The following is a 26,468-nucleotide window of genomic DNA, read 5'->3' as shown; positions in this document are numbered from 1 at the left end:
TATGCGTACTTCAATAACAACCGTTCTTATTGCTCTATTTTTATTATGCAACTCAGTGACTTCATTTGCTGGCTCAGCGCAAGAAGTAAGCTCAGAGCAATGGCAAAAGACTATTAACACACTAAAACAGCTGAATATCGCACACAAAACTGATGTCAAAAAAGCACTCGATTTATCTTCTCAAAACAAAGTGCAATTAACAGGAAAGCTCGCGCAACTTGAAAAAGCTGTATCTAGCACAGACAAACAGGTTCATACCCTGACTGCACGTTATCAAGAGTTGATTGAGGAAGAGGCGAAGCTTACTGCATTGCTGAAAAGTCGTCGGGAAGAGATTAAAACTTTTGAAGGAACCGTGCGTACTGCTGCAAAGCTTATGCAGGATCGTTCCCGTACCAGTTTTTATACGCAGCAGAACCCAGAACGTCTCGCTGCTTTTGCAACCTTGCTTGCACCGGACAGAATGCCTGGTCTTACTGATCTGACCAGACTTATTGAGATGTACTTCAACGAGCTGCAGGCAACTGCCGATGTTTCCCGCTACCCAAGTACCATTATTGGTTCAGACGGCCAGCCAATGGATGTTGAGATTATCAGAACAGGCACATCGTCTGCTGTATATCAGTCCCCCGCTGGCGAAGCAGGCTTTTTGCAACTGACTGGTGATGGAACCGTATCGCAGAGCGTAAACGGTATATCCTCGCAGCTCAGTGGCACTATCTCCGCAGCCTTTGCAGGTGAACAATTCTTACCGCTTGATTTTAGTCATGGCGCAGCTTTTATCCGTTTTATCGCAGAAGAAGATACCTGGAAAAAGATTGCTGCCGGCGGTGCTCTTGTATGGCCTATCCTCGGTATCGGTGCAATTGCTCTTCTGCTTGCCCTTGAACGCTTTATCACCCTGAGTCGCTTGCGTCGTTCATCTCCCAAAGAGCTTACTGTTATTCTCGAACATGCTGAACAAGGTGAATGGGAAGAATGCCATACTTTGCTTGAAAAACGGAGTACTCCTACAGCTCGAGTGTTGAATTCAACGCTTAAGAAAGCACAAGGAAGCGCCGCTGCATTGGAAAAAGGCATGGAAGAAGCACTGATGATTGAACTTGCCCGTATGGAACGCTTCCTGCCTACAATGCAAACTCTCGCCGCCGTTGCTCCACTTCTTGGTCTTCTAGGTACCGTTACCGGTATGATTAACACGTTTCAGGTGATCACACTTTTCGGAACAGGCGATCCGCATATGCTTTCCGGTGGTATTTCAGAAGCACTTGTCACAACGCAGCTCGGGCTTGCCGTGGCTATCCCTATTATGATGCTCCATCACCTTTTGAATAGCCGTGTTGATCGTCTTGCTAACGATATGGAAGAAAAGGGAACGGCTCTTATCGCCACCATTCTCAACAGGAGATAGGTATGAGCATCACTTCTGAATTACTTGGTCAATATCACGCAGGTGGTTTTGTCCTTATTCCGATCATCCTTACGGGGCTGGTAATGTGGTGGCTTATTCTGAGTAAGCTATGCACGCTTATTCAGTTTCGAAAACATGAACGATCACTTGAAGAATTACAGACTAATCCACCACCTGAATGGCATTGGCAACACTCGCTTCGACAGGATTTTGTCAAGCTGCGTTGCCGCGATGATGAGGTTAACCACGCATTGATGTCAGCTTTGGGAAATACGTGTTGTGAATCTATGGCAAAGGGAGTTTCGACTATTGCTCTACTTGCCGCTGCCGCACCGCTTTTGGGACTGCTAGGAACTGTTACAGGCATGATCAGCACCTTTACCATTATTGCTGAATTTGGAACAGGCAACGCTAGGGGATTGGCCGAAGGTATTTCGCAGGCACTGATTACAACACAAGGCGGTTTGCTTGTCGCCATTCCCGGATATATTGCCGTGAACATGCTGCAACGGCGCATAGGTAGTCTTCAACAGCGTATTGATCTGTTTTTAACGTATCTGGATGAACAGCCTCGCGGTGTAGCCCACGATGTTCAGAGTTCATCAGAACTATCCTTCCGGAGTAGTATTCATGGCTAATGTACGGACGAAGAGACGTCGAAAGCAACAAAGTGAACTGAACATGACACCACTTATTGATATGGTGTTCATTTTACTTATATTCTTCATTGTAACGACAAGTTTTGTAAAAGAATCAGGTGTAGAGATTAACCGCCCAGTCGCAAACACCGCAGTGGTTAACGAAAGCACCAGCCTCATTATAGGAATTACAGATAGCAATGAAGTTTGGATAGAAGGTAAAATATATGATGTTCGCTCTGTCCGCGGGTACATGAACCGCTTTCTTGCTGAGACACCGGAAGGGGCGGTTGTTATTACTGCGGATAAAGAATGCCGAAGTGGTTTGCTGATCAAAGTCCTCGATTCATGCAGGGAAGCTGGTGCCACCAATCTAAGTGTAGCAGCCAGGACACCATCATGATGAAAGTGCCCTATCGCTCTATTCAGTGGGTTTGTTCGGGAGCCCTTGCTTCAGTACTTGCGGTGTTGTTGTTACTTGCCCCTGTTTTTTTGAAACAGGATGTTGATCCGTCAGGCGTAGCTCGGTTTTCGCAGCCTGTTTCATTGCGAAAATTAACACAGGCTCCGCCTGAACCGGAAGAACAAATGCCGGAGCAGGAGGAGCCAAAGCCGGAGCCGTTGACCGCAGAACCGCTTGCGCTGTCACCGATTGCTGCCCCGCCAGTATCACCGATTCAGCCGGAAATATTGCATGTTGATATCGGAGCAAACCTTGCTCAGGCCGTAGCCATATCGATACCACGTCATAGCGGGGTGTTGTCACTTGGTGATGTTGATGAAGCACCTGTTCCTATCTTCACACCACCGCCAATGTATCCGTCAAAGGCACGCAGAAGGCGTTTGGAAAGCAGGCTAATTATAAAAATGATTGTAACATCACAGGGGAGTGTCCAGAAAGCCACCGTAGAAAGTGGGGAGTATCTGGAAACGTTTCGTGAGCCCGCATTGCGAGCTGTAAAGAAATGGCGCTTTAAACCGGCACAGCTGCATGGCAAGCCTGTCGCTGTGCTGGTGACACTTCCATTGGAGTTTACATGCAAAAATTAATTGTATTGATATTGTTTGGCTTATGCCTCCAATTCTCAATCATGGGCAGTCCTGCTTTTGCAGGGAGAAATGATGCGGTAAAGATGAATACAGCACTTAAAGCGCTGCAAGAAGATAAGCCTGCAAAAGCTCTTGAGCTTTTAGCGCATATGTTGGAGCAACCAAAGCCGGAAATCACAGCGTTTCTTATCGCAGGGAATGCGCATATGCAGTTGGGGGAAAATGAGAAAGCTCTTGCCCTTTATCAAAAAGGGGTAGCCATTTTCCCTTACGATATTGGATTGCTACAAAACAAGGCAATCGCTCTGTATTACTTACAACGTTTCAGCCCTGCTGGTGATGCATTTGCTCTTCTTTCAAAATTTCAATTGGCAAAAGCGAACGAAACAAAAAAAGAAATTGATGCAAAAACTGGAAAGGCTCCGGCTTGGTATAAAAGTCAGTATCAAGCTGCTGTTTGCTACTATAAGTCGGAACATTACAATAAAGCGTTGACGGCTGTAATACCGCTTGTTTCGTACAGTAAAACATCACAACGCGTCGACGCTAAAAAGCTGTTGGCTCATATCTATATCGCATTGGAACAATGGAAAAAGGCCTCGGCGCAACTGGACACATTGGTTGCTACACATTCAAAGGACAGATCTTTATGGCTATTGCTTGCGAACGTGAACATTCGCCAAAATCGACTGACTAAGGCTTCATCAGCATTGCAGGTTGCTCATTGCATGCAGCCTCCCACTCGTTCAGAGTGCGTTCGTTTGGCAAAGTTGTATTTGCAGGTAAATGCCCCGCTGCTTGCGAGTAAGATTTTGTTGGCTAGTCCACAAAAGCTTACCGCTTCCCAGCATGACCTTATGGCAATTGCCTATGAGAGGGCTGGGTATGTGGATAAAGCTGTTTTGTCTTTGCAAGAAGCAATAGCGTTGAAGGATACGAGCAAGCGACACTTGGAGTTCGGAAAGCTTTTGTATCGAAATCAGCTGTATGAGAAAGCCATTGAACCGTTGAATGTGGCGTACACCAAGGCAAAAAAGAAGGGGCTACCTTTGTATCTTCTCGGACAATGCTTTTTGAATATGAACAATTACAATAAGGCGACAACATTGTTTGTAAAAGCAAAAAAATATCGCAGTGTACGTTCTAATGCAAAAAATGCTTTGTCGTTGATAAAGCATATACAACGTATGCAACAGGAAAGTGTAACCGGGTAAATAAGTTTGCTCGGAAATATCATAAACTGCAAATAAGGATAGGAAGATGGTTACAATACAGGAAGTTGATAGTGTTGAAATACTAAGCCTTCAAGATAACTATATCGATGTGCTGGCAATGGATAATTCAGAAGTTGTTCAGCGCCCTTCCCTTTTTGCACAAACTGGTGATGCTGAAGGAACGGTGTCAAATGGCCCGCTTGCTGAACATGGTTTTTCTTCATTTATCACAGTATCTTTTGGCGATCAGAAAAAGAGTATGCTTTTTGATTTTGGCTGCTCAGATAATGGAGCTTTGTACAATGTAGATTTGCTTTCTATAGATTTGGCGCAAGTTGATGAACTTGCGCTTTCTCATGGGCATTTTGATCATTTTGGGGGGATGGAACAGCTCGTACAGCGCATAGGAAAGGATTCTTTAGCGCTTGTGGCACATCCCTCTGTTTTTAAGGACAGATATGTACGAACTCCCACAGGTCTTAAGCTAGATTTCCCAGCATTCAAAAAAGAACAGGTGTTGTCCATGGGGCTTTCTATTCATGACACCTCTTCTCCTTTTCCAATGCTTAACGGGCACGCGTTGTTTCTTGGAGAAATTCCTCGAATAACCAGCTTTGAGCAAGGAATGCCAAATGCTTTTTGTTTAAAAGATGGTGTTGAGTGCGCCGACAGTATTGAAGATGATTCTTCGATGATCTTTAACGTTAAGGGCAAGGGGCTTGTGGTGTTGTCTGGCTGTGCCCATGCTGGAATCGTTAATACGGTAACACACGCTCTTGAAGTTACAGGTGCATCAAGTGTGTACGCCATCATGGGGGGATTCCATCTTTCCGGCCCGTATCATGAGCAGTTTATTGAGCCTACAATCTCTGCGTTACAAGCCATTGCCCCGCGCTACATAGTTCCTGCGCATTGCACGGGACGAAAAGCAACACAAGCGATAGAGCAAGCCATGCCTGATGCGTTTATTTGCAATATGTCAGGTACTACTCTTCGATTCTAGCTGAACCTTTTTTACATTCGACACTGAATTATGGAAATGGTTGTATGCAGTTCTTTGATCTCTGCGTGCAACCATTTCTTATGATGTTAAAAATGATTCGTGAAGTGTTAGTGTAACTCATCATTCTTTCTTACAACGCTAATGGACTTTCAAAGACTGGTAATAAAACTATGGCTAGGTATTGAAAATGAAACTCATAATCAAACTACTTTTTCTATGCTCACTGCTCATCGCAAGTCCTGCAAGTGCTCACACATTGCATTTTACGCAGGACGATAATGGCGACAATACAGTTGAGTTAATTGGAATGTATTCGACTGGTGAAATTGCTGCAAATACCCCCATTAAGCTTATTGAAAAAGAAAGTGGAAAAGTGCTGTGGCAAGGACGAACCGATGAAGACGGCTATTGCACTTTCACACGCCCTGCCATGACCTATGAGGTTGAGCTGGACGCCGGTGCGGGTCATCAATGTCGCGAGGACGGTATTTAATCACTGTACGTAATTGTACTTGGAGATTCTGTTGATCACTCAATTTAAAAAATCGATGCTTGGGAGCCTGATGGCTGCCGCTGTTTTTTTTGCAGTTGCAGGCACAGCTCAGGCGCACTCTCTTTGGGTAACTCTGTTTGAATCACATACCCATGAGCCGGGCCATATTGTTTCAGTAATCGGATGGGGGCATACCGCGCCATTTGACGATTTGTTGGCATCACCAAATGGTTCCGCGTCTATCGAAGACTATTATGTAATGGCTCCAGACGGGAAAAAGTTCTCATTGGGTGTGCCGACTTCTGAATCAACACTTGAGAAGCATGAACCTTATACACACATTGCCCGCAGCGATGCCGGTATCCGCAAGATTGATATCTTAAAGGATAGTCCGGAAGGTACGTATCAGGTTGTAGCTAAGAATAAAGTAGGCTTCTTCACCCGCTATACAAATACCAACGGTAAAATGCGTATGGCTCCAAAGCCGATTGATCAGTTGAAAGATGTGAAAGAAGTTTTGGAAAGCGCGAAATTTACCATGGTAGGCAAATCTTACTATACTGTCGGTAAGTGGAGCACTCCTAAGAAGCTGGGCACTGACCTTGAAATTATCCCGACATGTGATCTTTCAAATGTACATCCCGGTGACATGGTTACCTTTGATGTCTTCTTTATGGGTAAGCCCGTAACAACAGATAGTAACGCCATTAACTATATGACGTTGACCAGCGACACCTTTGGTGGGCCGGACGGCTTCTTCCTTTCAGCCTACATAATGAACGGCAAGGCGCAATTCCGGATACCGGAGAGCGGGCATTGGGTGGCTAATGTTTACATCTCGCAGGATCTAAAAAAAGACGGACCACTGGCAAAGCTTGCGAAGCAATGCAGCAAAGTTTTTTCCGGCGCTACTGTCAGCTTTACAACTAATCCGTAACATAATGCCCCGCTTCGGCGGGGCAAACTTATTCAGGTGGGTTCATGTCATTATCCTCCCCTATCTCATCTCTTCAAAAGACCATTTATCACTGGCTCCTTGCAGATGTACAACAAACGCTCAGCAGTTCTGTTTGTCCAGATACTCCATTATCGGATCAAGGGATGAGCTCTATTCAAATTGTGCAACTTACCGAAAGGCTCGAAAAGCAATTTGTATTATCACTTACTCCTTCATTTGCGTTTACTCACGCTACTGTACGGGCATTATCGTTCGCTGCGGCGACCATTGCTTTACCGCAAACTGATGAAAGGGTTGTGACGACACATGCTCTACACGAACCGGTTGCGATTGTGGGTATGTCTTGCAATATGCCAAACGGTTGTACTTCTCCAGAAGCGTTCTGGGAACTTATTGTAAGTGGTGAACATGGCCTGACAACAATCCCAGAAAATAGATGGGACACTGCTCAGTTCTTCGATGAAGAAAGGCAGGCAGGCAAAAGCTATGTAAAAATGGGGGGATTTCTTGACGATGTAGATGCTTTTGATGCGGACTTTTTTGGGATCTCACCGCGTGAAGCAGTCATGATTGACCCGCAACATCGTGTCTTACTCGAAACCACATGGCACGCTATTGAACAGGCTGGGATTTCCCCGCGCAGCCTTTCTGGATCAAGCACAGGCGTATTCATGGGAATTAGTGGCTGCGATTATGCACAGCGTGTGTTGGCGTGTAAAAATGATCTATCTATGCACTCGGTCACAGGAACATTTACAAGTCTTGCGGCTCAACGAATTTCATATCATTTGGATCTGCATGGTCCAAGTATGGTTGTTGATACTGCCTCATCTGCCTCTCTTTCGGCTATTCATACGGCCGCTCAGTCTATCCGTTCCGGTGAGTGCTCTACTGCCGTTGCAGGTGGTGTGAACCTGATTCTCTCACCGGAAATGCATATTGCATGTTCACAAGCAAATTTAATGGCAGATGATGCGTGCTGCAAAACATTTGATGATCGCGCAGACGGCTATATCCGTTCGGAAGGTTGTGGTGTGCTGGTGCTTAAAAGTCTTTCCAAAGCAAAAGCAGACAATGATACCATTCTTGCTACAATTATTGGCTCTGGAATGAATCAGGATGGTCAGAGCAATGGCATAACTGCCCCGAATGGTGACGCGCAACGCGTCCTATTGAAGCATGTACTGAGTGTTGCCGATATTCCACAGGAAAGTGTTCAATACATAGAAGCACACGGAACAGGTACAGCTCTTGGCGACCCTATTGAACTGACAGCAATTGCTGAAACGTATGATGAAACAACACGTGAACATTCCATTGTTGTCAGTTCCACAAAGCCGTGTATGGGGCATGCTGAATCCGCTGCAGGTATAGCGAGCGTCATAAAAACGATTCTTGCTATGAACAGGAATACGATTCCCGCACAATATGGCTTTTCATCGTTAAATCATCGTGTGAAATCTATTGCTAAAAAATTTACTGTTCCTAGTGAAAACATCACTTGGACAAGTCTTGTTACGGATGACTCCGCTCCACTGCGTGCTGGTGTAAGTGGCTTCAGCATTGGTGGAACAAACGTTCATATTTTGCTTGAAAAAGATCAGGCAGATGTTGTGAAAAAACATGTTTCCCAAGAGAGTCCAACTGATTCGCCTTTACTTTACGCTCTTGCAATCGGCGGCCTCTTCCCCGAAAGGCTCGCGGATCGTTGTCATAGCGTCGCAGAGCATCTAACTACTGTTTCTGAAGATCATTTTGCCGCCTTTGCGAACGGGTGCGCTGCTGCAATGCCGTATGAACGCGTGCGAGCCGTTGTGTCAGCCGATTCGTATGAAGAGTTAATTGTAACCCTAAGAAACACTACAGCCGCTTCTTTCGCGCATATTGCACCAATTTCTGATGCACCCGCTATCAATGCGTTTATTTTTTCCGGCCAAGGTGCGCAGCGTGAAGGGATGGGTAAAGATTTATATCAATGCTTCCCTGTTTTCAAAGAGGCAATTGATGCATGTGATACCGTTACAAAGGGTCTGCTTTCGGTTGATCTTAGAGAACTACTTTTTGAAAGCCCGCAAGAGCTTCTTAATGAGACCTGCTACACGCAGCCGGTTCTTTTTGCCTATGAATATGCTTTAGCAAAGTTACTGCAAAGCTGGGGTATTGAGCCGGATATTCTGATGGGGCACAGCATTGGTGAATATGTTGCTGCATGTATCGGCGGCGTATTTTCTCTGTCTGATGCACTTTCCTTGGTCGTACTTCGCGGAAAACTTATTCATCAGCTTCCTAAAGATGGCGGTATGCTTGCTATCTTGGCATCAAATGATGTTTCTCAAAGTTTTATAAACCGCGCGGCTTCGGCTGGATTCAATGTTGATATTGCCGCAAAAAATACACCTACAAATATTGTGTTGAGTGGAAAAAATCAGGCACTCGAATACATAGCCAACCTCGCAGAGCAGGAGAATGTACGCGCCGTTCGTCTTGCGGTTTCTCATGCTTTTCATTCTAGCTTGCTTGATCCAGTTCTCGACGAATTTTACGAAGCAGCTCGAAACATTTCGTACCATCCCCCAGTTATTCCGTTTGTCTCTAATCTTTCCGGAACAATTGCAGACAGAGATGCTGTGCAAACTCCTGAGTATTGGCGCGATCATCTTCGTAATCCTGTGCTTTTTGCACAAGGCATACAGACTGTTGTCGGAATGGGCGCAGAAGGTATAATTGAAGTAGGCCCGTTGCCAACTTTGACGAACATGGGCAAGCAATGCGTTACACAAATGGATGTACGATGGGCTTCTTATCCTTCTGGCGGCATTACTCCACCAACGGTATCGGCTGCTGGGCTATTTCTTAATCAGCTTGTTGAGAAAGGGTATGCTCTTAATTGGGAATCCATTTACCCTCCTGTAACAAAAGTTGCGTTGACCCCTACCCCATTTAGAAAAACACGTTTTCTCCTCCCCGCCTTTGATGAGGCGCCTGCTAATACTGGAAAAAGTTTGTTAGCGGCTGCACATATAGGTGCAGCGGTAGAATTAGCGGACTCCAGAAATCATGCACATGAGGGACGCCCTCTGCTGCAATGGATCGCTAAAGAGTTATGGAGCACCCCAGAAGCTATTGCACTTGACCGTCCTTTAGGCTCTCAAGGCGTAGATTCTTTGATGGGCTTTCGGTTGATTGAACAAATTCAAGGTGCGACTGGCGTTTCCATCTCACTATCAAAACTTATGCAGGGAGCAACTCCCGCAGAACTCATCGCAGACATTGATGCGGCAGCTGACGTAAATTGGACAGAGCAGAACGAAAACAATGAATCCGCGCAGGCTATCCACAACCTTGGTGCTCAGAATATTACGCTTTCATATGTAGAAGAAAAGCAAGGTAAATCCGCCCTAGAGTGGACGCGCTATTCTCCCTTCCCTCTTACAGATATTCAGCATGCATACTGGGTTGGACGTGAGGACACTGGAACCGGCAATGTTTCATGCCATTTGTACCTTGAACTTGATTGCGCTGAATATGATACAGAGCGTGCTCATTATGCGGTTAACGCATTAATTGAACGACATGAGATGCTCCGTGCAGTCATTCATGAAAACGGTATGCAGCAGGTCTTGCCAAAGGTTCCAGAGTATCGCATTGCAGAAACAACGCTTGTTGAAGCGATTGCTGAGAAAGCATTGTGTGCTACTCGTGATGCAATGTCACACACAGTGCACGATAGTTCTCAATGGCCTTTGTTTGAGCTGCGTGCTTCGCATAAACCAGATGGTGCAACCAGGTTACATATCAGCTTTGACCTACTTATCGGTGACGGCTTGACCCTGCTTGTTCTCGCTCAGGATTTGGCAACACTGTACAACGAATATTCATCAACAGGTGTAGCTTATTCCAGCCTTGAACCTCTGACTTTGTCTTTTAGAGAGTGTGTACTTGCTGATCAGACGCGGTATGCAACCGAAGGATATGAGTCAGCCAAAACATATTGGCTGAATAAACTTGTTGATATTGCACCTGCACCGGAACTGCCTGTGCGAGGACACCTGGAAGATACTCACACCTTCACACGACGCAGCGGTAAGCTTCCTGCTCAACAGTGGAACAATATTAAACAAATCGCAAAAGAACTGAACTTAACGCCTTCTGGACTATTATTGTCAGCATTTTCTGAAGTTTTGAATTTATGGAGCAAATCTTCAGAGTTCTCAGTGATACTGACCATGTTCAATCGCCCAAGCGGGCATACAGATGCTCAGTCAATTGCGGGTGACTTTACTTCTGCCCTGATCCACTCCGTTGACATGAAGGCGGGCAAAACCTTTGCCGAACGTGCTCAGGCTGTTCAGACAAATCTTTGGGCTGATCTTGAGCATCGTAATTATTCGGGAGTTCGTGTTTTACGACAGTTACGTTCTCAAAATCTACCTTCAGCAATGCCTGTTGTGTTTACCAGTATGCTTCCTATTACCAGTCAGGAACCTAAAGGCTTTTATCCAGAAAACTTGGATGAAGGTTTCATTCTTGATGTTCCGTACGGTGTTTTTCAGACTCCTCAGGTCTCTTTTGATCATCAGGCATGGGAAGAATCCGGAAACCTTCGCTGGAACTGGGATACTGTTGAAGGCCGATACCCTGAAGGGCTGCTTGACAGTATGATGGAGAGCTACACCGTCTTTCTTGAAAATTTGGCGCAGTTTAGCCACACGTGGTCAGCACCACAACCATGCGTTCTGCCACCATATCAGCAAGCAAAAAGACTTGTTGCCAACGATACAGCAGAGGCGTTGCCAAAGGGGCTTTTGCATGCACCTGTTTTGCAGCAGATCAAAGGTCATCCGGAATCCCCTGCTGTTGTTTTTAATGAGGAAACAATTTCATATGGCAGCCTAGGTCAATCGATTGCGGGAATTGTTGAGCGACTTGCACAGTTCGAAATTGCACCTGAAGAGCTTATTGCTGTCGCACTGCCTAAGCATTGGGCGCAAGCGAGCTCCACTCTGGCAATTCTTCAGCTTGGTGCAGCATATTTGCCTATAGACCCAAGCCTTCCACAAAGCAGAGTTTCTGCCATACTTGAACAGGGTAATGTTCGATTTGTTCTGATGCTCGAAGAACAACAGGGAACCTTGATCGTCCCAGAGCATGTCACTTGTATTCACGTAGATACTCTTTCTAGTGCTGCATCTCTTCGTTTGCCTGATTACCCAGCATCTCAGCTAGCGTATGTAATTTTCACTTCCGGTTCTACAGGTACGCCCAAAGGGGTCGCCATCAGTCATGCGGCAGCACGTAATACTTGTGAGGATATGAATAGGCGTTTTGCTGTAACAGCACGGGATGCCGTTCTCGGTATTGCTCGACTCAATTTTGATTTGTCTGTGTATGACATCTTTGGAGTGCTTGGCGCAGGCGGAACACTTGTACTTCCGGCTCAAGATCAACTTCGAGATCCTGAGGAGTGGATTCGCTTGATTACACTGCATGGCGTTACTATTTGGAACTCTGTTCCGGCGCAGATGCAGATGCTTGTTGCTTCCCTTGAACAGCAAAGCCAGCCGTCAGATCTTGGAAAGTTAAGGTTGTCAATCATGAGCGGAGACTGGATTCCGACAACACTACCGGAACGTTCTAAAGCAGTACTACCAGCAACGGAATTACACAGCCTTGGAGGCGCTACAGAAGCGTCAATATGGTCGATCCATCACCCTATTAAAGATGTATCATCTGACTGGGCAAGTATCCCTTATGGCTCTGCCATGGCAAACCAGACGTTTCACGTTCTCGGTCAACAGGGCGAAGTTTGCCCAGACTGGGTGACTGGAGAATTATACATTGGCGGTGTCGGACTTGCTTCTGAATACTACAAGGATAAGCAAAAAACTGCTGCGGCGTTTGTCATGCATCCACAAACTAAGGAGCGCCTGTATCGTACCGGGGACCTAGGTCGCTGGCATCCAAACGGATATATTGAGTTCATCGGGCGAGAAGATTTTCAGATAAAAATTCGAGGTCATCGTATTGAGCTTGGAGATATTGAAGCAGCGGTACGAACTGTCGAAGGCATTTCGGATGTAATAGCTATAGCTGTTTCTCGTTCCTCCGGTGTTCATATGATTGCAGTTTTTGTGATTGCTTCAAGCAACACTTCTGGAGTTGTTGAGTCTATCGTAGCTCATTGTGAAGAGACCCTCCCAGACTACATGCAGCCTGGAGCAATTATTCTACGCGATAACTGGCCGTTAACTCCAAGTGGAAAGATAGATCGGAAACAACTTGTGGTTTCTGATAATGCTTTGTTGCAGTCAACGGATGGCGAAGTAGAAGATATTGTTCTTCCTGCAACACCTGAAGAGACACAGCTTCAAGACATATGGGAAGATCTTTTAGGAATCAGTATTCCTTCTGTAACGTCACAGTTCTTTGCACTTGGCGGTGATTCACTGCTCGCAATTAAACTTGCGAGTGCAATTCGCACTTCACTGAGAAAAAATCTTCCTCTTGGAAAGGTGTTTGAGCTGGCAACAATTAAGGAGCAAGCTATTTGGCTTGCAAGTCAGCCGCATATTGTTGATGAACTCCCGACTCCAAAGCATGTACCTGAAGATGAATTTGCGCCGTTCCCTCTTACAGAAATCCAACAGGCGTACTGGATGGGGCGTGGCGATATATATGCTCTTGGCAATATTTCCACTCATATCTACTTGGAAATAGACACATCACTTACAGATTCACAGTTGCTTGAAGAAAGTTGGAACACACTGATTCAACATCACCCAATGCTGCGCGCTATTGTCACCAAAGATGGAACTCAGCAAATTCTGAATACTGTTCCAACGTATTCCTTTGCTGAGCTAGATTTGCGTGAACAATCTGTTGCTATGACGGAACAAGGTTTGGCAAATACCCGAAACGTTCTCTCGCATCAGGTCATTGATACAAACGTTTGGCCACTGTTTGACATCAGGCTTAGCAGACTTGAAGAGGCTACAACCCGCATTCATTTAAGCTTTGATGCGTTGTGTGTGGATATTTGGAGCCTATTCCTGTTGCTTGATGAATGGCACAAGCTTTACATAACGGCTGGCGACACGGCGGTACTTTCTAAACAGGGGTTACGGTTCAGAGATTACGTTAATGCAGTTGAAGAATTTCGTTCCAGTACCACCTACGCAACGGCGAAAGAATATTGGTGCTCCCGAATTTCGTCTATCCCTTCCGGCCCGCAGCTGCCGCTACAAAAACAACCGTCTGAAATTGTGACACCGCATTTTACACGGCTTGAGCATCGTTTTGAAGAAGCCATGTGGAAAAAGCTAAAGCAGCGTGCAGCTTCTGAAGGGATTACTCCGTCATCTTTGCTTTGCGCAGCATATACCAAAGTGCTTGCCCGTTGGAGTAAGTCTTCAGACTTTTCCATAAACCTTACGTTGTTTAATCGTCTCCCTATTCATGAAGATGTGAACCAGATTGTGGGTGACTTTACGTCACTTACGCTACTCGAAGTGCATGATGTTAGCAGTTCCTTCAGCGACCATGCAAAGACGTTGCAGCAACAGCTCTGGAAGGATTTGGATCATCGTGACTTTAGCGGCGTAGAAGTGATGCGTGAGATAGCTCGTGCTAACGGCGAAAACCACGCAGTTATCCCTGTTGTTTTTACAAGTGCCATTGGTTCAGAAGCGCTTGGTAGAGATGCTTCTGCCATCGACAAAATAGGGAAACAACAATTCTGCCTTACACAAACTCCACAAGTATGGCTTGATCATCAGGTATATGAAAATAAAGGCGATCTTATTTTCAATTGGGATTTTGTTAAAGAGCTGTTCCCGCATAATATGATTGAAGATATGTTTTCTGCATATGTTTCAATGTTAGAGGCACTCGTTGATGATGCAGCCTGGAGGACAACTGATATTGTTGCACTCCCGGAGGAACAAGCGTTACGCCGTTTGACGTACAACAACGAAGCGCTTTCCATTCCACAAGATAACCACCACCGACTTATTTCCTCTGGATTCACCGGTTTTGCGAGCACTCACCCTGATGCATCTGCCGTAGTAACACCTACCAGAACGTTAAATTATGGCGAGTTGCACGCATATTCGTGTGCTGTGGCCGAATATTTACGCTCTAATGGTGTGCAAGTCGGTAGCTCCGTTGCGGTTGTTATCCCACGTTGTTGCGAACAGGTTGCGGCAGTCATGGGCGTTATTTATGCCGGATGCAATTACGTACCTATTTCACCGGAAAACCCTGCGCAGCGTACAAGTCTTATTCTTGAAAGTGCTAATATTACGTACGTTCTCACCCTTTCAGAGCTTGTGCCTTCCTTACAGCTTCCAAGCAATGTTTTGCCTGTTGCTGTGGACTCACTCACGTTTGACGTGACTGCACCAATTGCGTGGGAAATTCCACAAACTTCACCGCTCTCCCCTGCGTATTGTATTTTCACATCCGGTTCCACGGGAACTCCTAAGGGGGTGGTGCTCAATCATGCCGGCCCTTGCAATACCTTTGATGATTTGAAAGAGCGTTTTCGTCTCACACCGCAGGACCGTGTTCTTGGATTAGCAAACTTAACGTTCGACCTGTCAGTCTTCGATATCTTTGGAATCCTCGATGCTGGAGGTACTCTTGTATTTCCAGAACCAGAGAGGGAAAAAGATCCAGTACGTTGGCTCGACCTACTTGAAGAGCATGGTGTTTCTGTTTGGAATACTGTGCCGATGATGATGGAGTTACTTGTCGAGTATTGTGAGATGCGAGGTAAAAAACTTCCAGCTTCACTTCGACTCGTAATGATGAGTGGAGATTGGATTTCGCTTTCACTGCCGGAACGAATTGCAGCGCTCTCTCCACATTGTGAGGTCATATCTTTGGGCGGTGCGACTGAAGGTTCTATTTGGTCAATTCTGTATCCAATTAAAGAACATAATACGGAATGGAACAGCATTCCGTACGGATTTCCGATGCATAATCAAGAGTTTCATGTTTTGGATCGGAATCTTTGTCCAATGCCTGAATGGGCTGTTGGTGAATTGTATATCGGTGGTGAAGGTCTGGCTCTTGAATATCTTGGGGATGCACAAAAGACAGCTGAGCATTTCATTGTACATCCACAGACAAACAGGCGTTTATATCGCACTGGTGATTTGGGCTTTTTCCATCCAGATGGAACTATCAGATTTGTTGGTCGTAATGACACGCAAATTAAGCTCCGTGGGCATCGTATTGAGTTAGGAGAAATTGAGTCTGCTGCTAATGCGCTACCTGCAATTAACCATTCTGTCGCTGTCGTGTCGGATGACAGGCAGAACAAGTCCCTTGTGCTGTATTGTCAGACGGTATCGACTGAACAGCTTGCGCTTGCTGCAAATGACCTTTGCGAAACAGCTACTTCTTCAGCAGTAAATACGCGACTTCAGCTCACAATGCAGCTTGAGGACGCCCTGCCTAAATATATGCTGCCAGACTATCTTATATTTGTAGATACGTTCCCACTCACCGCGAATGGGAAGATCAATAGAAAGCAGCTTCCAACGGCTGAAAGTTCGGACATATTTGCTTCATCGAGTTCTTTTATTGTGCAAGAAGACGCAGTGCAAACTTTGACGAATACAAAGGAAGCTACGGCTTGCAGTGCACAGGTTATGGATCTTGCAAGCGTTATTGAGCAAAAGCTTTCTGCGTTAGCAAACATTTCATGCCATGATCATCAAACGAGCTTTTTTGAGCTAGGCGCGAATTCTCTACACTTAATTCGTTTGCAGAATGCTTTGATGCAGCATCTGGACATCTCAATTGATGCCGTAACGCTATTTGCGAATCCCACAATCGAGCAGCTTGCTGTGGCGCTCCATGGCTTGCAGCACCCTGTTACAGAATCAACATTACATGTTCAGGCGGTAGGTTTGCCAGATGGGGCTGAACCTGCCCCTCGTTCGCCTCGTAAGCGGAAGCGTATTAAACGTCACCGCGAGTCATAAGGATATAATTATGAGTGATAAGCTTGTTACAGACGCAATTGCGATTATCGGTATTGCGTGTCGTTTCCCTGGTGCTGCCGATAAGGATATGTTCTGGAAAAACCTTCAGAGCGGTAAAGATGTTCTTACTACTTTTACGGAAGATGAATTGCTTGAAAACGGTGTGTCGTCGGAGACATTGGAAAATTCTGATTACGTGCGACATGGATACCCGATTGACGATATCGAAATGTTTGATGCTTCTTTGTTCGGGTATTCCCCAGCGGAGGCAAAGCGCATTGATCCGCAACAGCGGCTCTTTCTGCAATGCGCATGGACAGCGTTAGAAGACGCAGGTTACGCACCGGACTCCAGACTTCATACCGGTGTATTTGCCAGTGCCAAAATGAGCACCTACCAAAATGCCTTATCTGACCCTAATACCATTGGTACAAGTGCGGCATTTGCTTCTGTACTGGGTAATGACAAAGATTACATAGCAACACGTACCTCTTTTAAACTTGGACTTACGGGGCCAAGCTTCGCAGTACAGACGGCGTGTTCCAGCTCGCTTGCTGCAACCCATTTAGCTGTTGAAAGCCTTATTTCCGGTGAATGCGACATGGCGCTTGCTGGTGGTGTCTCTATTTCAATTCCGCAACGTGTTGGATATACGTATGAAGAAGGTATGATTTGCGCTCCAGACGCTAAATGCCGTGCCTTTGACAAAGACGCTGCGGGCATCTGCGCCAGCAATGGCGTTGGTGTTGTGCTTCTCAAGCCGCTTGAAAAGGCAGTTGATGATGGCGACAATATTTATGCGGTTATTCGTGGATCTGCTATGAATAACGATGGTGCAAATAAAGCTGGATTCACTGCCCCGAGTGTTTCCGGCCAATATAACGTTATCCGTGATGCGCTGTCAGTTGCAGAAGAATCTGCTGACAACGTGAGCTATGTAGAAACGCATGGCACTGGCACTTTGCTCGGTGATCCTATTGAGATTCAGTCTCTGACAAAAGCATATCGAGAAGATACTGACGCAAGTGGTTATTGTGCTATTGGTTCTGTCAAAACTAATGTTGGACATCTGGATACAGCTGCTGGCGTGTGCAGTTTAATCAAAACTGCACTTGCGTTGCATCATGAAGAAATTCCTGCAACGCTCCATTTTTCAACGCCTAACCCGCATATTCCTTTTGCTGCCACGCCTTTTTTCCCTATTGCGAATTCCACTGCATGGAAAAAACGAAATAATATGAGACTGGCAGGAGTGAGTTCTTTTGGCGTTGGCGGAACTAATGTTCATTTGATCGTACAAAGTGCAGCGGATATTGTTTCGTTAAAAAAGCGCGAAACGCTTCCTGACGCTGCGCAGCTTGCAAGTCCCGACGCTCCTTTTGTGCTTCCACTTTCGGCGAACGATGCAGACCAATTGGATGTGTTACGTAAAAATGTTGCTCAGCATTTACTAAAGCATCCTGATGTACATTTACCTGCTGTAATGCACACGTTGTTTAAAGGAAGAAAGCATTTTGCTCACCGTGTAGCTGTGAGTGAGAATTCCATTGAAAAACTTGCAGAGGCGCTGCGAGTAGCTAAACTTACTTCGGCAGATCACCCACCGAAAATTGGGATGATATTTACTGGTCAGGGTTGCCAGTATACTGGAATGGGTAAGGCTCTTTTTGATCACTCTACAGTTTTTAGAAACGCGCTGCTGCGGATTGAGAATGCCCTTGCGGAGAGCCTTCCGTATCCTTTAACCGAGTTGCTATTCAACGAGACTCATGCTGAGATATTAGACCATACCAGCATCACGCAGCCTGCAATTTTTGCTGTGCAGTATGCTCTAGCAGAATATTGGAAATCGCTTGGTGTAATTCCGGTTGCAGTCACCGGCCATAGTATTGGTGAGTTTGCAGCGGCTTGTGTTGCGGGCATTATGACTCCCGAAGATGCTGCTCAGCTAATCGCCCGTCGTGGTGCACTTACAGGCTCCCTTCCCCAAGGTGGAGGGATGTTAGCTGTGCTTGCCAAGGAAGAAGAAATACACGAAATCCTTTCAAGCCATCCTGAATTTGTTCTCGACATAGCCGCATACAACGGAATTGAACATATCGTACTCGCTGGAATAACAAGTGATTTGCAACAAGTTAAAGTGATACTTGAAGAGTTTGGTTTCTTTTGTAAGCTCCTTAGTGTGTCTCATGCATTTCACTCTCGTTCTCTTGATCCTGTCCTTGATGACTTTCGTGAAGCTGTAACGACGTTAAACTTTTCTAAGCCTGTGCTACCTTATATTTCCTCTTTTACAGGGAAGAAAGAAGACACGTTACCTGCCACACCTGAATACTGGGTTAAACATCTACGTAATCCTGTACAATTTGTCGGGGCAATGCACGCCTTGTGTGATGAGGGTTGTGATGTGATTCTTGAGGCCGGACCTCATCCAATTTTAATTGGCATGGCGAAGAAATTTATTAAATCCCCAACGCAGGATAACGTTCAGTGGATCTCTTCAATGCGCCGGGAAAATTGCACACTACAGCCAACATATGATGCCATAGCTTCGTTGTATCAAGCTGGTGTGCAGATTCGTTGTGACACGTTAGTGAATGAAGCGGCAGGGTTAGTCCCACTACCTACCTATCCATTTAAGAAAGAAAGGCATTGGGAGCCTAGAACTATTCCTTCTTCTGTTGAGTACGCGATCCCTGCGGTACGAAGAGGAAATGCTCCTTTCTACATCACACAAATGCCGCACCCAACCTCAACATTTACAGCAGAGATCGGACTGGATACTTTTCCTGCCCTTGAAAACCATTGCATCAATGGCGAACTGGTTGCACCGCTTGGTATCCTCACAGAACTATTAGCCCAAGTCTGGACTGCCTATTCTGGTGAAAAAACAGCTGTGAGCATTTCAGATATTACTCTTCATGCCCCGGTATTGCTCGATTCAGCCGTTCCTCAGACCATTCATGTGTTGCCGCAAGAGAATGGAAGCATTTCCGTGCAACAGCAACGCGGTGGCATATGGGTATCCTGCATGTCTGCCGTTGTCACAGCACAGCGTGATATCCTCTCTTCAATTTCAATGTCCGGAAATTCAAAGGAGTTTTCTAAACAAGATTTACCGAAAGTATTGCAAGGTTTCGGATCGGATAAGCATGGTGATGCATTGTGGACGTTTACTAATGCATTGGTCGGGAACTCCGGTATTAGCGCGGATATTCTGTTACATGACAAGCTGCTTTCCGGTGCACCAATAGGTACAGTTAAGGAAGCAATGACTGTTCATCCTTCCCTCATTGACCCATGCATTCAATTGCTAGGCGGATTTGTAGACTTGTTTATCGATGAGGCTGGTGCACCCTGCATATTGCTTCCGACATCTTTACAGGCATCTACCACGTATGGTTCGCATTCAAACCAAGTGCATTGCGACATTCAATTACTAGAGAAAACAGAACAGATTGTTTCTTGCAATATTCAACTTCGAACTCCTGAAGGCGCAGCAATTCTAGAGCTCCAAGGGCTCTCGTTTGTTAAGGTTCCATCGGGTGCTCAAGGCGCATTGCAAAATTCAATTAGCCCGTATTCTAGGCTGGTCTGGAAGAAGGCAGAAAGTGTGTTGGGTAATCAAATATACCTGTCTCAACGGTCAGAAGTAGCAAACAAACGGGATGTTGAAAGCGCATCAGTTTTAGAACAGGCTCCCCTTTCTACCGATTTTGCTTTTGTTTCTGCACTTGCCGAAGTTGAGAAGTTAGCTTCCCTTTTCCCATCAGCACAGATTGTTGATGTTACACAGATTCAGTCAGTTCGTGCTGAAAAAGTTCTTTTTTATGTTGAAGGCTCTACCATAAACATGATTGTTGAAACGATGGCTGCTCTCGCTTCTTCTCAAAAGATGAAAGAACTGGTTTTAGTTACTCATCACGCCATTCGTATTAACGATGCAGAGTCTGTAAATCCTGATCAAAGAGTGGCATGGGAGCTCGGTCGTGTATTTATGTCAGAGCACCCTTCTGTTGTCGTTAAGATGGTTGATGTTGATGACATCAGCGAGTTACAGGCTATTCCCGTTTCTTCAAAGCTGTCACAGTATGCGATTCGCAATAAACAGTGGTACATGCCTTGTCTCGATGATGTTGAGAAAAGCCTCAACTCAAATATACTCGCGCCTGTTACAAGTACAACAACTCTTGTTACAGGTGGTACCGGTGGTTTAGGGGGTGAGCTTATTACTCAGCTTGTAGACGAAGGACATACAAATATCCTTGTCACCGCACGCTCTGAACCTAAAGCACATGTTGCAGCTGTGTTTGATACTCTTCGTAAAAAGGGTGCAGATATTGTTTTTGAATCAGCTGACATTGCAAATGCGAAAGATGTACAGCGGATTCTTGCGCCGTGTGGTTCTTCTCTTCCGCCTCTTGGGGCTGTATTTCACCTTGCAGGTCAAACAAGTAATAGCTCGCTTTGTGATCTAACTGCCGATGATTTTGCTGCGACATCAGACGCAAAGATCGTTGGCGCAGCGCTACTTGATGAATACACAAGAGCGCGCCCAGTTGAGCGATTTGTTCTCTTTTCCTCTATTTCGACCCTGCATGGCATTCCTGCCGCTGGTGTATATACCGCATCAAACGGGTACTTAGAAGCCATGGCAGAACAACGTCAGCATGACGGATTGGAAGCAACTTGCATTTGCTGGGGCCCTTTTGCTGATTGCGGGATGTTATCTCACGATATTGATGGGCACCGCGTTCGAGAAACTCTTGGCATTAATGCTTGGTCATCCGAAGCCCTATCGTATCTTAGAGAATTTCCGAATGAAACGACAGTATGCATCCTTGCAGATATCGATTGGGTTGGATTTAGCCAAGCTTTGAAATCAACAGGAACTCCGTTGGCGTTTGCCGTGCATAACATTGTTGCACCACAGCCAAAAGAACCGACGGCGAATATTGTTAATAGATCTGATTCAGCGGGAATTTCTACAGACAATTTGGAAGAAAGCATTACGCGTTCAATAACACAACTTTTGCAAGTCGGCGTGGCTCCGGCCCGCAATGAAAACTTGTTAATGGCAGGATTGGACTCGTTGCTGTTCCTTCAGTTATCGCAGAAAATTAGAAAAACTCTGGAGGTACGGATTACGCCTGCAGAAGTTTTTGCAAATCCTACTATCGAAAACATCAGCAACATTATTTCCAGCAAATTACTGCCAGAAACGGATGTTGAAGAAACTGAGGTTACTCTTGAGGATAGTTTAGAACTTGGAGAGACATTCCCGTTAACAGATACTCAATATGCGTATTGGGCTGGACGAAGTGAAACAATGCCTATGGGCAACATTTCATGCCATAGTTACGCTGAGTACGATGTGGAATCGCTTGATCTAGCTAAGTATAATGAGGCGTGGAATGCGTTAATTCAACGCCATCCGATGCTCCGTATGATCATTACTGACAAAGGTCAGCAGCAGATACTTCCGAAGGTACAATCGTTACATATCGCGCATGAAGATTTATCCACTGTTGCCAATGAAGAACAGCAAGTGCAGATGGAGCGTGTCCGCAGTACGCTTTCGCATAAAGTGCATGATACTGCTTGCTGGCCGTTGTTTACGGTTCAGACAGTGCATCTGCCAAATGACGTCACTAGAATATGCATGAGTATTGATTTATTGCTTGCTGATGCCAACAGTCTTCAGATTTTAATGCGTGAGCTGCGCGATGTGTATTCAGAAGGACTTGTAAGCAGTGTTTCTGCTGGTATCAAACAGCTCCCAAAGCTTGAATACACCTTCCAGAAATACATTGCTGATACTCAAGAATTTGCCACAAGCGACGATGGCGAAAAACTTCTTTCAGCAGCTGAGTCATACTGGGACAATAGACTGGAATATCTTCCTCACGGACCAGAGCTTCCGATTTGTGTTGCTCCTGAAGCTATTAAGGTTCCACGTTTTACTCATCGTTCGTACGTTCTAAAAAAATCCGTATGGAGTGTCTTAAAAAAACGTGCCCAAGCGCATGGTCTTACTCCTTCTCTCCTACTCTTAAGTGCGTATACAGATGTTCTGGCTCGTTGGAGCCATAGTAAGGCTTTTTGTCTGAACGTGACGCTATTTAACAGACAGCCTTTCAATGAGCAGGTGCGAGAGATTGTTGGTGACTTTACGACATTGAGCTTGCTTGAAATATCCAACAATCCTGCTGTGCCATTTATAAAAAGAGCTGCCGCTGTACGTGACCAGTTTTGGACAGATATGGAGCACACATCTCTTTCTGGTGTGGAAGTCATCCGTAAATTAACCCGTAGCGGCAAACTTCCATTTGGTGAGAGTTATCCCGTAGTCTTTACAAGCAATATTTCCGGTGGAAATGCATCAGATGTGCTGCTTGAAGCATTAGGGACGCGTGGATTCAACATTAGCCAGACTCCACAGGTATGGCTGGATAATCAGGTGCATGAGGATAAAGGTGATCTTGTTATCCATTGGGATTCTGTGGATGAACTTTTTCCTGAGAATCTTATTGAAGAAATGCTTAGCGCATATGGGCTCATGTTAACACAGCTTGCAGGTTCTGATGCTTGCTGGCAGCAAAATGCCTTTGACTATCTACCGCAACGGACGCTTGCGACGTTAGAGGCAATGAATGCGACATCTGCGCCGTGCTCAGCGCATAATTTATGGTCGCTATTTGTGAAGCAATACAATTCTGCTCCTGATGCCATTGCGATTATTACCCCTAATGAACGAATCTCGTATGGAGAACTTGGAGCACGTGCTGCTGGATTTGCCCGTGAATTAACTAAACACGGTGCTACCCAGAAAACGTTAGTTGGAATTAGTCTTCCTAAAGGTATAGATCAAGTTGCAGCAGCGTTGGCCACGCAGGCAATAGGTGCTGTTTTTGTTCCAATTGATCATGAACAACCTGCCATACGTAAACAAACTATTGCACAGGAAAGTATGCTTTCCCTTGTTATTGCGTGTGAATCGTTCGACCCGAACATTACTCACATTTCGCCTTCATTTGCGACTGACTCCCTTGAATATTATGAGGGGCCAAAGTCAGTGGATGACCTGGCGTATATTATCTTTACTTCCGGTTCTACTGGTAAGCCTAAAGGGGTGAGCATTACGCACAAAGCGGCGGTAAATACGTTGCTGGACATAAACAAGAGATACGGCATTTCCAACAATGATGTTGTATTTGGCGTGTCCCGCCTGACGTTTGACTTAGCAATTTATGACATTTTTGGTGCGTTTGCAGCCGGTGCCACACTTGTTCTACCAGAGGATTCCAGACAAAAAGACCCAGCGCATTGGATTGATTGTTTAGCCTTGAACGAATGCACCGTTTGGAACTCTGCTCCGGCTCTTATGCAGCTCGCAATACAATATGCTCAGACTACCGAGAAAACGTTCCCGGTACTCCGGTTGGCAATGCTCAGCGGCGATAAAATTGTTCCTGATCTTCCGCAGAATCTTCGTGCGATTGCTCCTAATGTAGAAACCCATAGCCTCGGTGGTGCCACGGAGGCTTCAATTTGGTCTATTTGCTATCCTATTGGTTCGCATAAGCCGGAGCATGGACCAGTGCCTTATGGGCGTCCAATGACAAACCAACAGTGGTATGTTCTTGATAGTTCGCTTGAACCGTGCCCTGAACACGTAATTGGCGATTTATACATTGGTGGTGTCGGCCTTGCTCAAGGGTATTATGGACGCGATGATTTGACCAAGAAAGCGTTTATCACTCATCCTGCCACTGGAAAACGAATTTACCGCACTGGAGATATGGGAACGTTGAATCCTCAAGGTCACCTTACGATTATTGGCCGAAGAGATTTTCAGGTAAAAATTCGTGGACACAGAGTTGAGCCTTCCGAAATCGAACATATTCTGTCCAAGCATCCAGAAGTCACTCATGTCGTCGTTCTTCCAATCATCGGACAGAACGGAATGACGCTTGCTGCGTACTATTCTGGTTCAGCTTCCAAGCAGGATCTTACAGTGTATGCCACCGAACAGTTACCGCGCTATATGGTTCCAGCTCATTATGTGTCTATGGACATCTTTCCAATGACGCCAAGCGGTAAGGTCGATCGCAAGAAGCTTCCAAAGCCGGATGTTGAGGTCGTTGCAGATACAACACAGGAAAACGCTGAGCTAACGCCGCTTCAGGCGACCGTTGCAGAAGTTTGGAACGAGTTATTGCAGCAGGAATTCACTCCTGTTGATATGGATTTCTTTAATGCGGGTGGTGATTCTGTCCTTGCGGCACAGCTAGTGCTTGGTATTCGCGGAAAATTGGGAATCACTCTTGCCCTACCGCGTTTGTTTGAAAATCCGACGATCGGCCTACTTAGTCAGCACATTCGGGAATTACATCCGGACGTTGAAGAAACTTTGCGTAAGGCTTCGTCAGGAAAGAATATAAAGACCTTGAAACCGAAAGAGTCAAAGTCAGATAAAGCAACATCTATCGTAGATATTGTACACGTGGATATATTGAAAAAGCATCCAGCTTGCGAATATGTACCGACGATTTCTCAGCCCCCACACGGTGGACAGAATGCGTTTACGCATCCGTTTCTTACTGGTGCCACAGGCTTTTTAGGCATTCATGTTCTTAAGTCACTCTTACAAGATGGTGTATCGAGTGTTACCTGCCTTGTGCGCGCCGCTGGAAAAGATAGCGGTTTAAAAAGGATTCTTGATACGGCAAAAGTCTATGGATTTTCTTTGGAGAGGTTCAGAGAGAAAATCCAAATAATTACTGGTGACTTGTCACTCCAAAATTTTGGATTGGATGAAGACCAATTCTTTGAATTATCAAATAATGTGGATGCAGTATTCCATGCCGGTGCTCTGGTTCATTACATTTATTCCTGCGAAAGCTTACTTGGACCTAACGTTATCGGAACACGAGAAGCAATCCGCCTTGCATCAACTGGCAATGTTAAACCACTACATCATGTATCAACGGTATCAGTCTTCTCACCTCTTAGAAGCAGTGATGACCTGCTTATTCTGGAAGATGAGCAGATTGAACAGGACATGGATGTGTTTGGTGGATATCCGCAAAGTAAATGGCTCGCGGAACGACTTGTTCAGAATGCTATCAATGCGGGTTTACCAGCCTATATATACCGTCCGGGACTTATTACCGGCACGAGCTCCAAAGGAACATGGAACAAGGAAGATTTCTTGTGGCGCGTTATCCGAGGATCTTTGAAGGCTGGTGTTATCCCTGATCTGGAACGTGTGGAAAACTTTCTGCCTGTAGATACAGTTGCAGAGGCCCTGGTTCACATTTCTCGCGGCACATTGGAGCATAACGTATATCATCTGGACGGATTTAACCCTGTTTCATCTCGTCAGTTGGTAGAAGAGCTCAGGCAGGTCACATCTGCATTGCAGGTTGTCCCCTATGCGCAGTGGAGAAAAGCGATTGCGCAGCCGGAGAATCCGCTCTACCCCCTTCTTCCTCTATTACCAGACGATGTGAATCCAGAGAGTATCTCCCGACAATTCCGTTTCGATAACTCTAACGCTCGCAAAGCCTTGCAAGGCAGTGCAGTGCACTTTCCGTCGTTGGAAACGCTACTCCCAGTCTATATGCAAAGCATGTTAGCTTAGTATTAAAAAATGGCTACCTGATAATATCAGGTAGCCATTTCTATTTTGATAACGACTTGCAAT

General features: G+C 45.6%; 10 protein-coding genes. All 10 read left to right on the top strand.

Annotation, left to right across the window (positions count from 1 at the left end; all coding sequences use genetic code 11):
* Position 1 precedes the first annotated feature (1 nt).
* The 10 genes from ACZ5V1_RS06070 (at position 2) to ACZ5V1_RS06025 (ending at position 26,405) form a co-directional block, all read left to right on the top strand.
* On the top strand, positions 2–1,411 hold the full coding sequence (locus tag ACZ5V1_RS06070) for a MotA/TolQ/ExbB proton channel family protein (protein WP_464391088.1): 1,410 nt from the start codon (positions 2–4) through the stop codon (positions 1,409–1,411).
* Positions 1,412–1,413: 2 nt separating this feature from the next.
* Positions 1,414–2,049 carry a MotA/TolQ/ExbB proton channel family protein gene (locus tag ACZ5V1_RS06065; protein WP_464391087.1) on the top strand — a complete coding sequence of 212 codons (636 nt, stop codon included), beginning with the start codon at positions 1,414–1,416 and terminating at the stop codon, positions 2,047–2,049.
* Positions 2,042–2,452, top strand: a complete 411-nt coding sequence (locus tag ACZ5V1_RS06060; protein ID WP_464391086.1) for an ExbD/TolR family protein — start codon at positions 2,042–2,044, stop codon at positions 2,450–2,452. Before ACZ5V1_RS06065 ends, ACZ5V1_RS06060 begins: the two co-directional genes overlap by 8 nt.
* Positions 2,449–3,099 (top strand): energy transducer TonB, encoded by a 651-nt coding sequence (locus ACZ5V1_RS06055; RefSeq protein ID WP_464391085.1) that lies wholly within the window; start codon positions 2,449–2,451, stop codon positions 3,097–3,099. Before ACZ5V1_RS06060 ends, ACZ5V1_RS06055 begins: the two co-directional genes overlap by 4 nt.
* Positions 3,087–4,313: a tetratricopeptide repeat protein gene (locus ACZ5V1_RS06050; RefSeq protein WP_464391084.1), complete on the top strand. Its 1,227-nt coding sequence runs from the start codon at positions 3,087–3,089 to the stop codon at positions 4,311–4,313. Before ACZ5V1_RS06055 ends, ACZ5V1_RS06050 begins: the two co-directional genes overlap by 13 nt.
* A gap of 46 nt (positions 4,314–4,359) precedes the next feature.
* Complete coding sequence (locus ACZ5V1_RS06045) at positions 4,360–5,316, top strand: MBL fold metallo-hydrolase (RefSeq protein ID WP_464391083.1); 957 nt, start codon at positions 4,360–4,362, stop codon at positions 5,314–5,316.
* A 187-nt stretch (positions 5,317–5,503) separates the two neighbouring features.
* Positions 5,504–5,809, top strand: a complete 306-nt coding sequence (locus ACZ5V1_RS06040) for a hypothetical protein (RefSeq protein WP_464391082.1) — start codon at positions 5,504–5,506, stop codon at positions 5,807–5,809.
* Between the two features lie 31 nt (positions 5,810–5,840).
* The gene (locus ACZ5V1_RS06035; RefSeq protein ID WP_464391081.1) at positions 5,841–6,746 is read left to right on the top strand and encodes a DUF4198 domain-containing protein; all 906 of its coding nucleotides are present in this window, start codon (positions 5,841–5,843) and stop codon (positions 6,744–6,746) included.
* A 44-nt stretch (positions 6,747–6,790) separates the two neighbouring features.
* Positions 6,791–16,759 (top strand): amino acid adenylation domain-containing protein, encoded by a 9,969-nt coding sequence (locus ACZ5V1_RS06030; RefSeq protein ID WP_464391080.1) that lies wholly within the window; start codon positions 6,791–6,793, stop codon positions 16,757–16,759.
* Between the two features lie 10 nt (positions 16,760–16,769).
* Positions 16,770–26,405 (top strand): amino acid adenylation domain-containing protein, encoded by a 9,636-nt coding sequence (locus ACZ5V1_RS06025; RefSeq protein WP_464391079.1) that lies wholly within the window; start codon positions 16,770–16,772, stop codon positions 26,403–26,405.
* Positions 26,406–26,468 lie beyond the last annotated feature (63 nt).

The organism is Halodesulfovibrio oceani subsp. galateae, from assembly GCF_055397225.1.
This window is presented reverse-complemented; position numbering and strand designations above follow the sequence as displayed.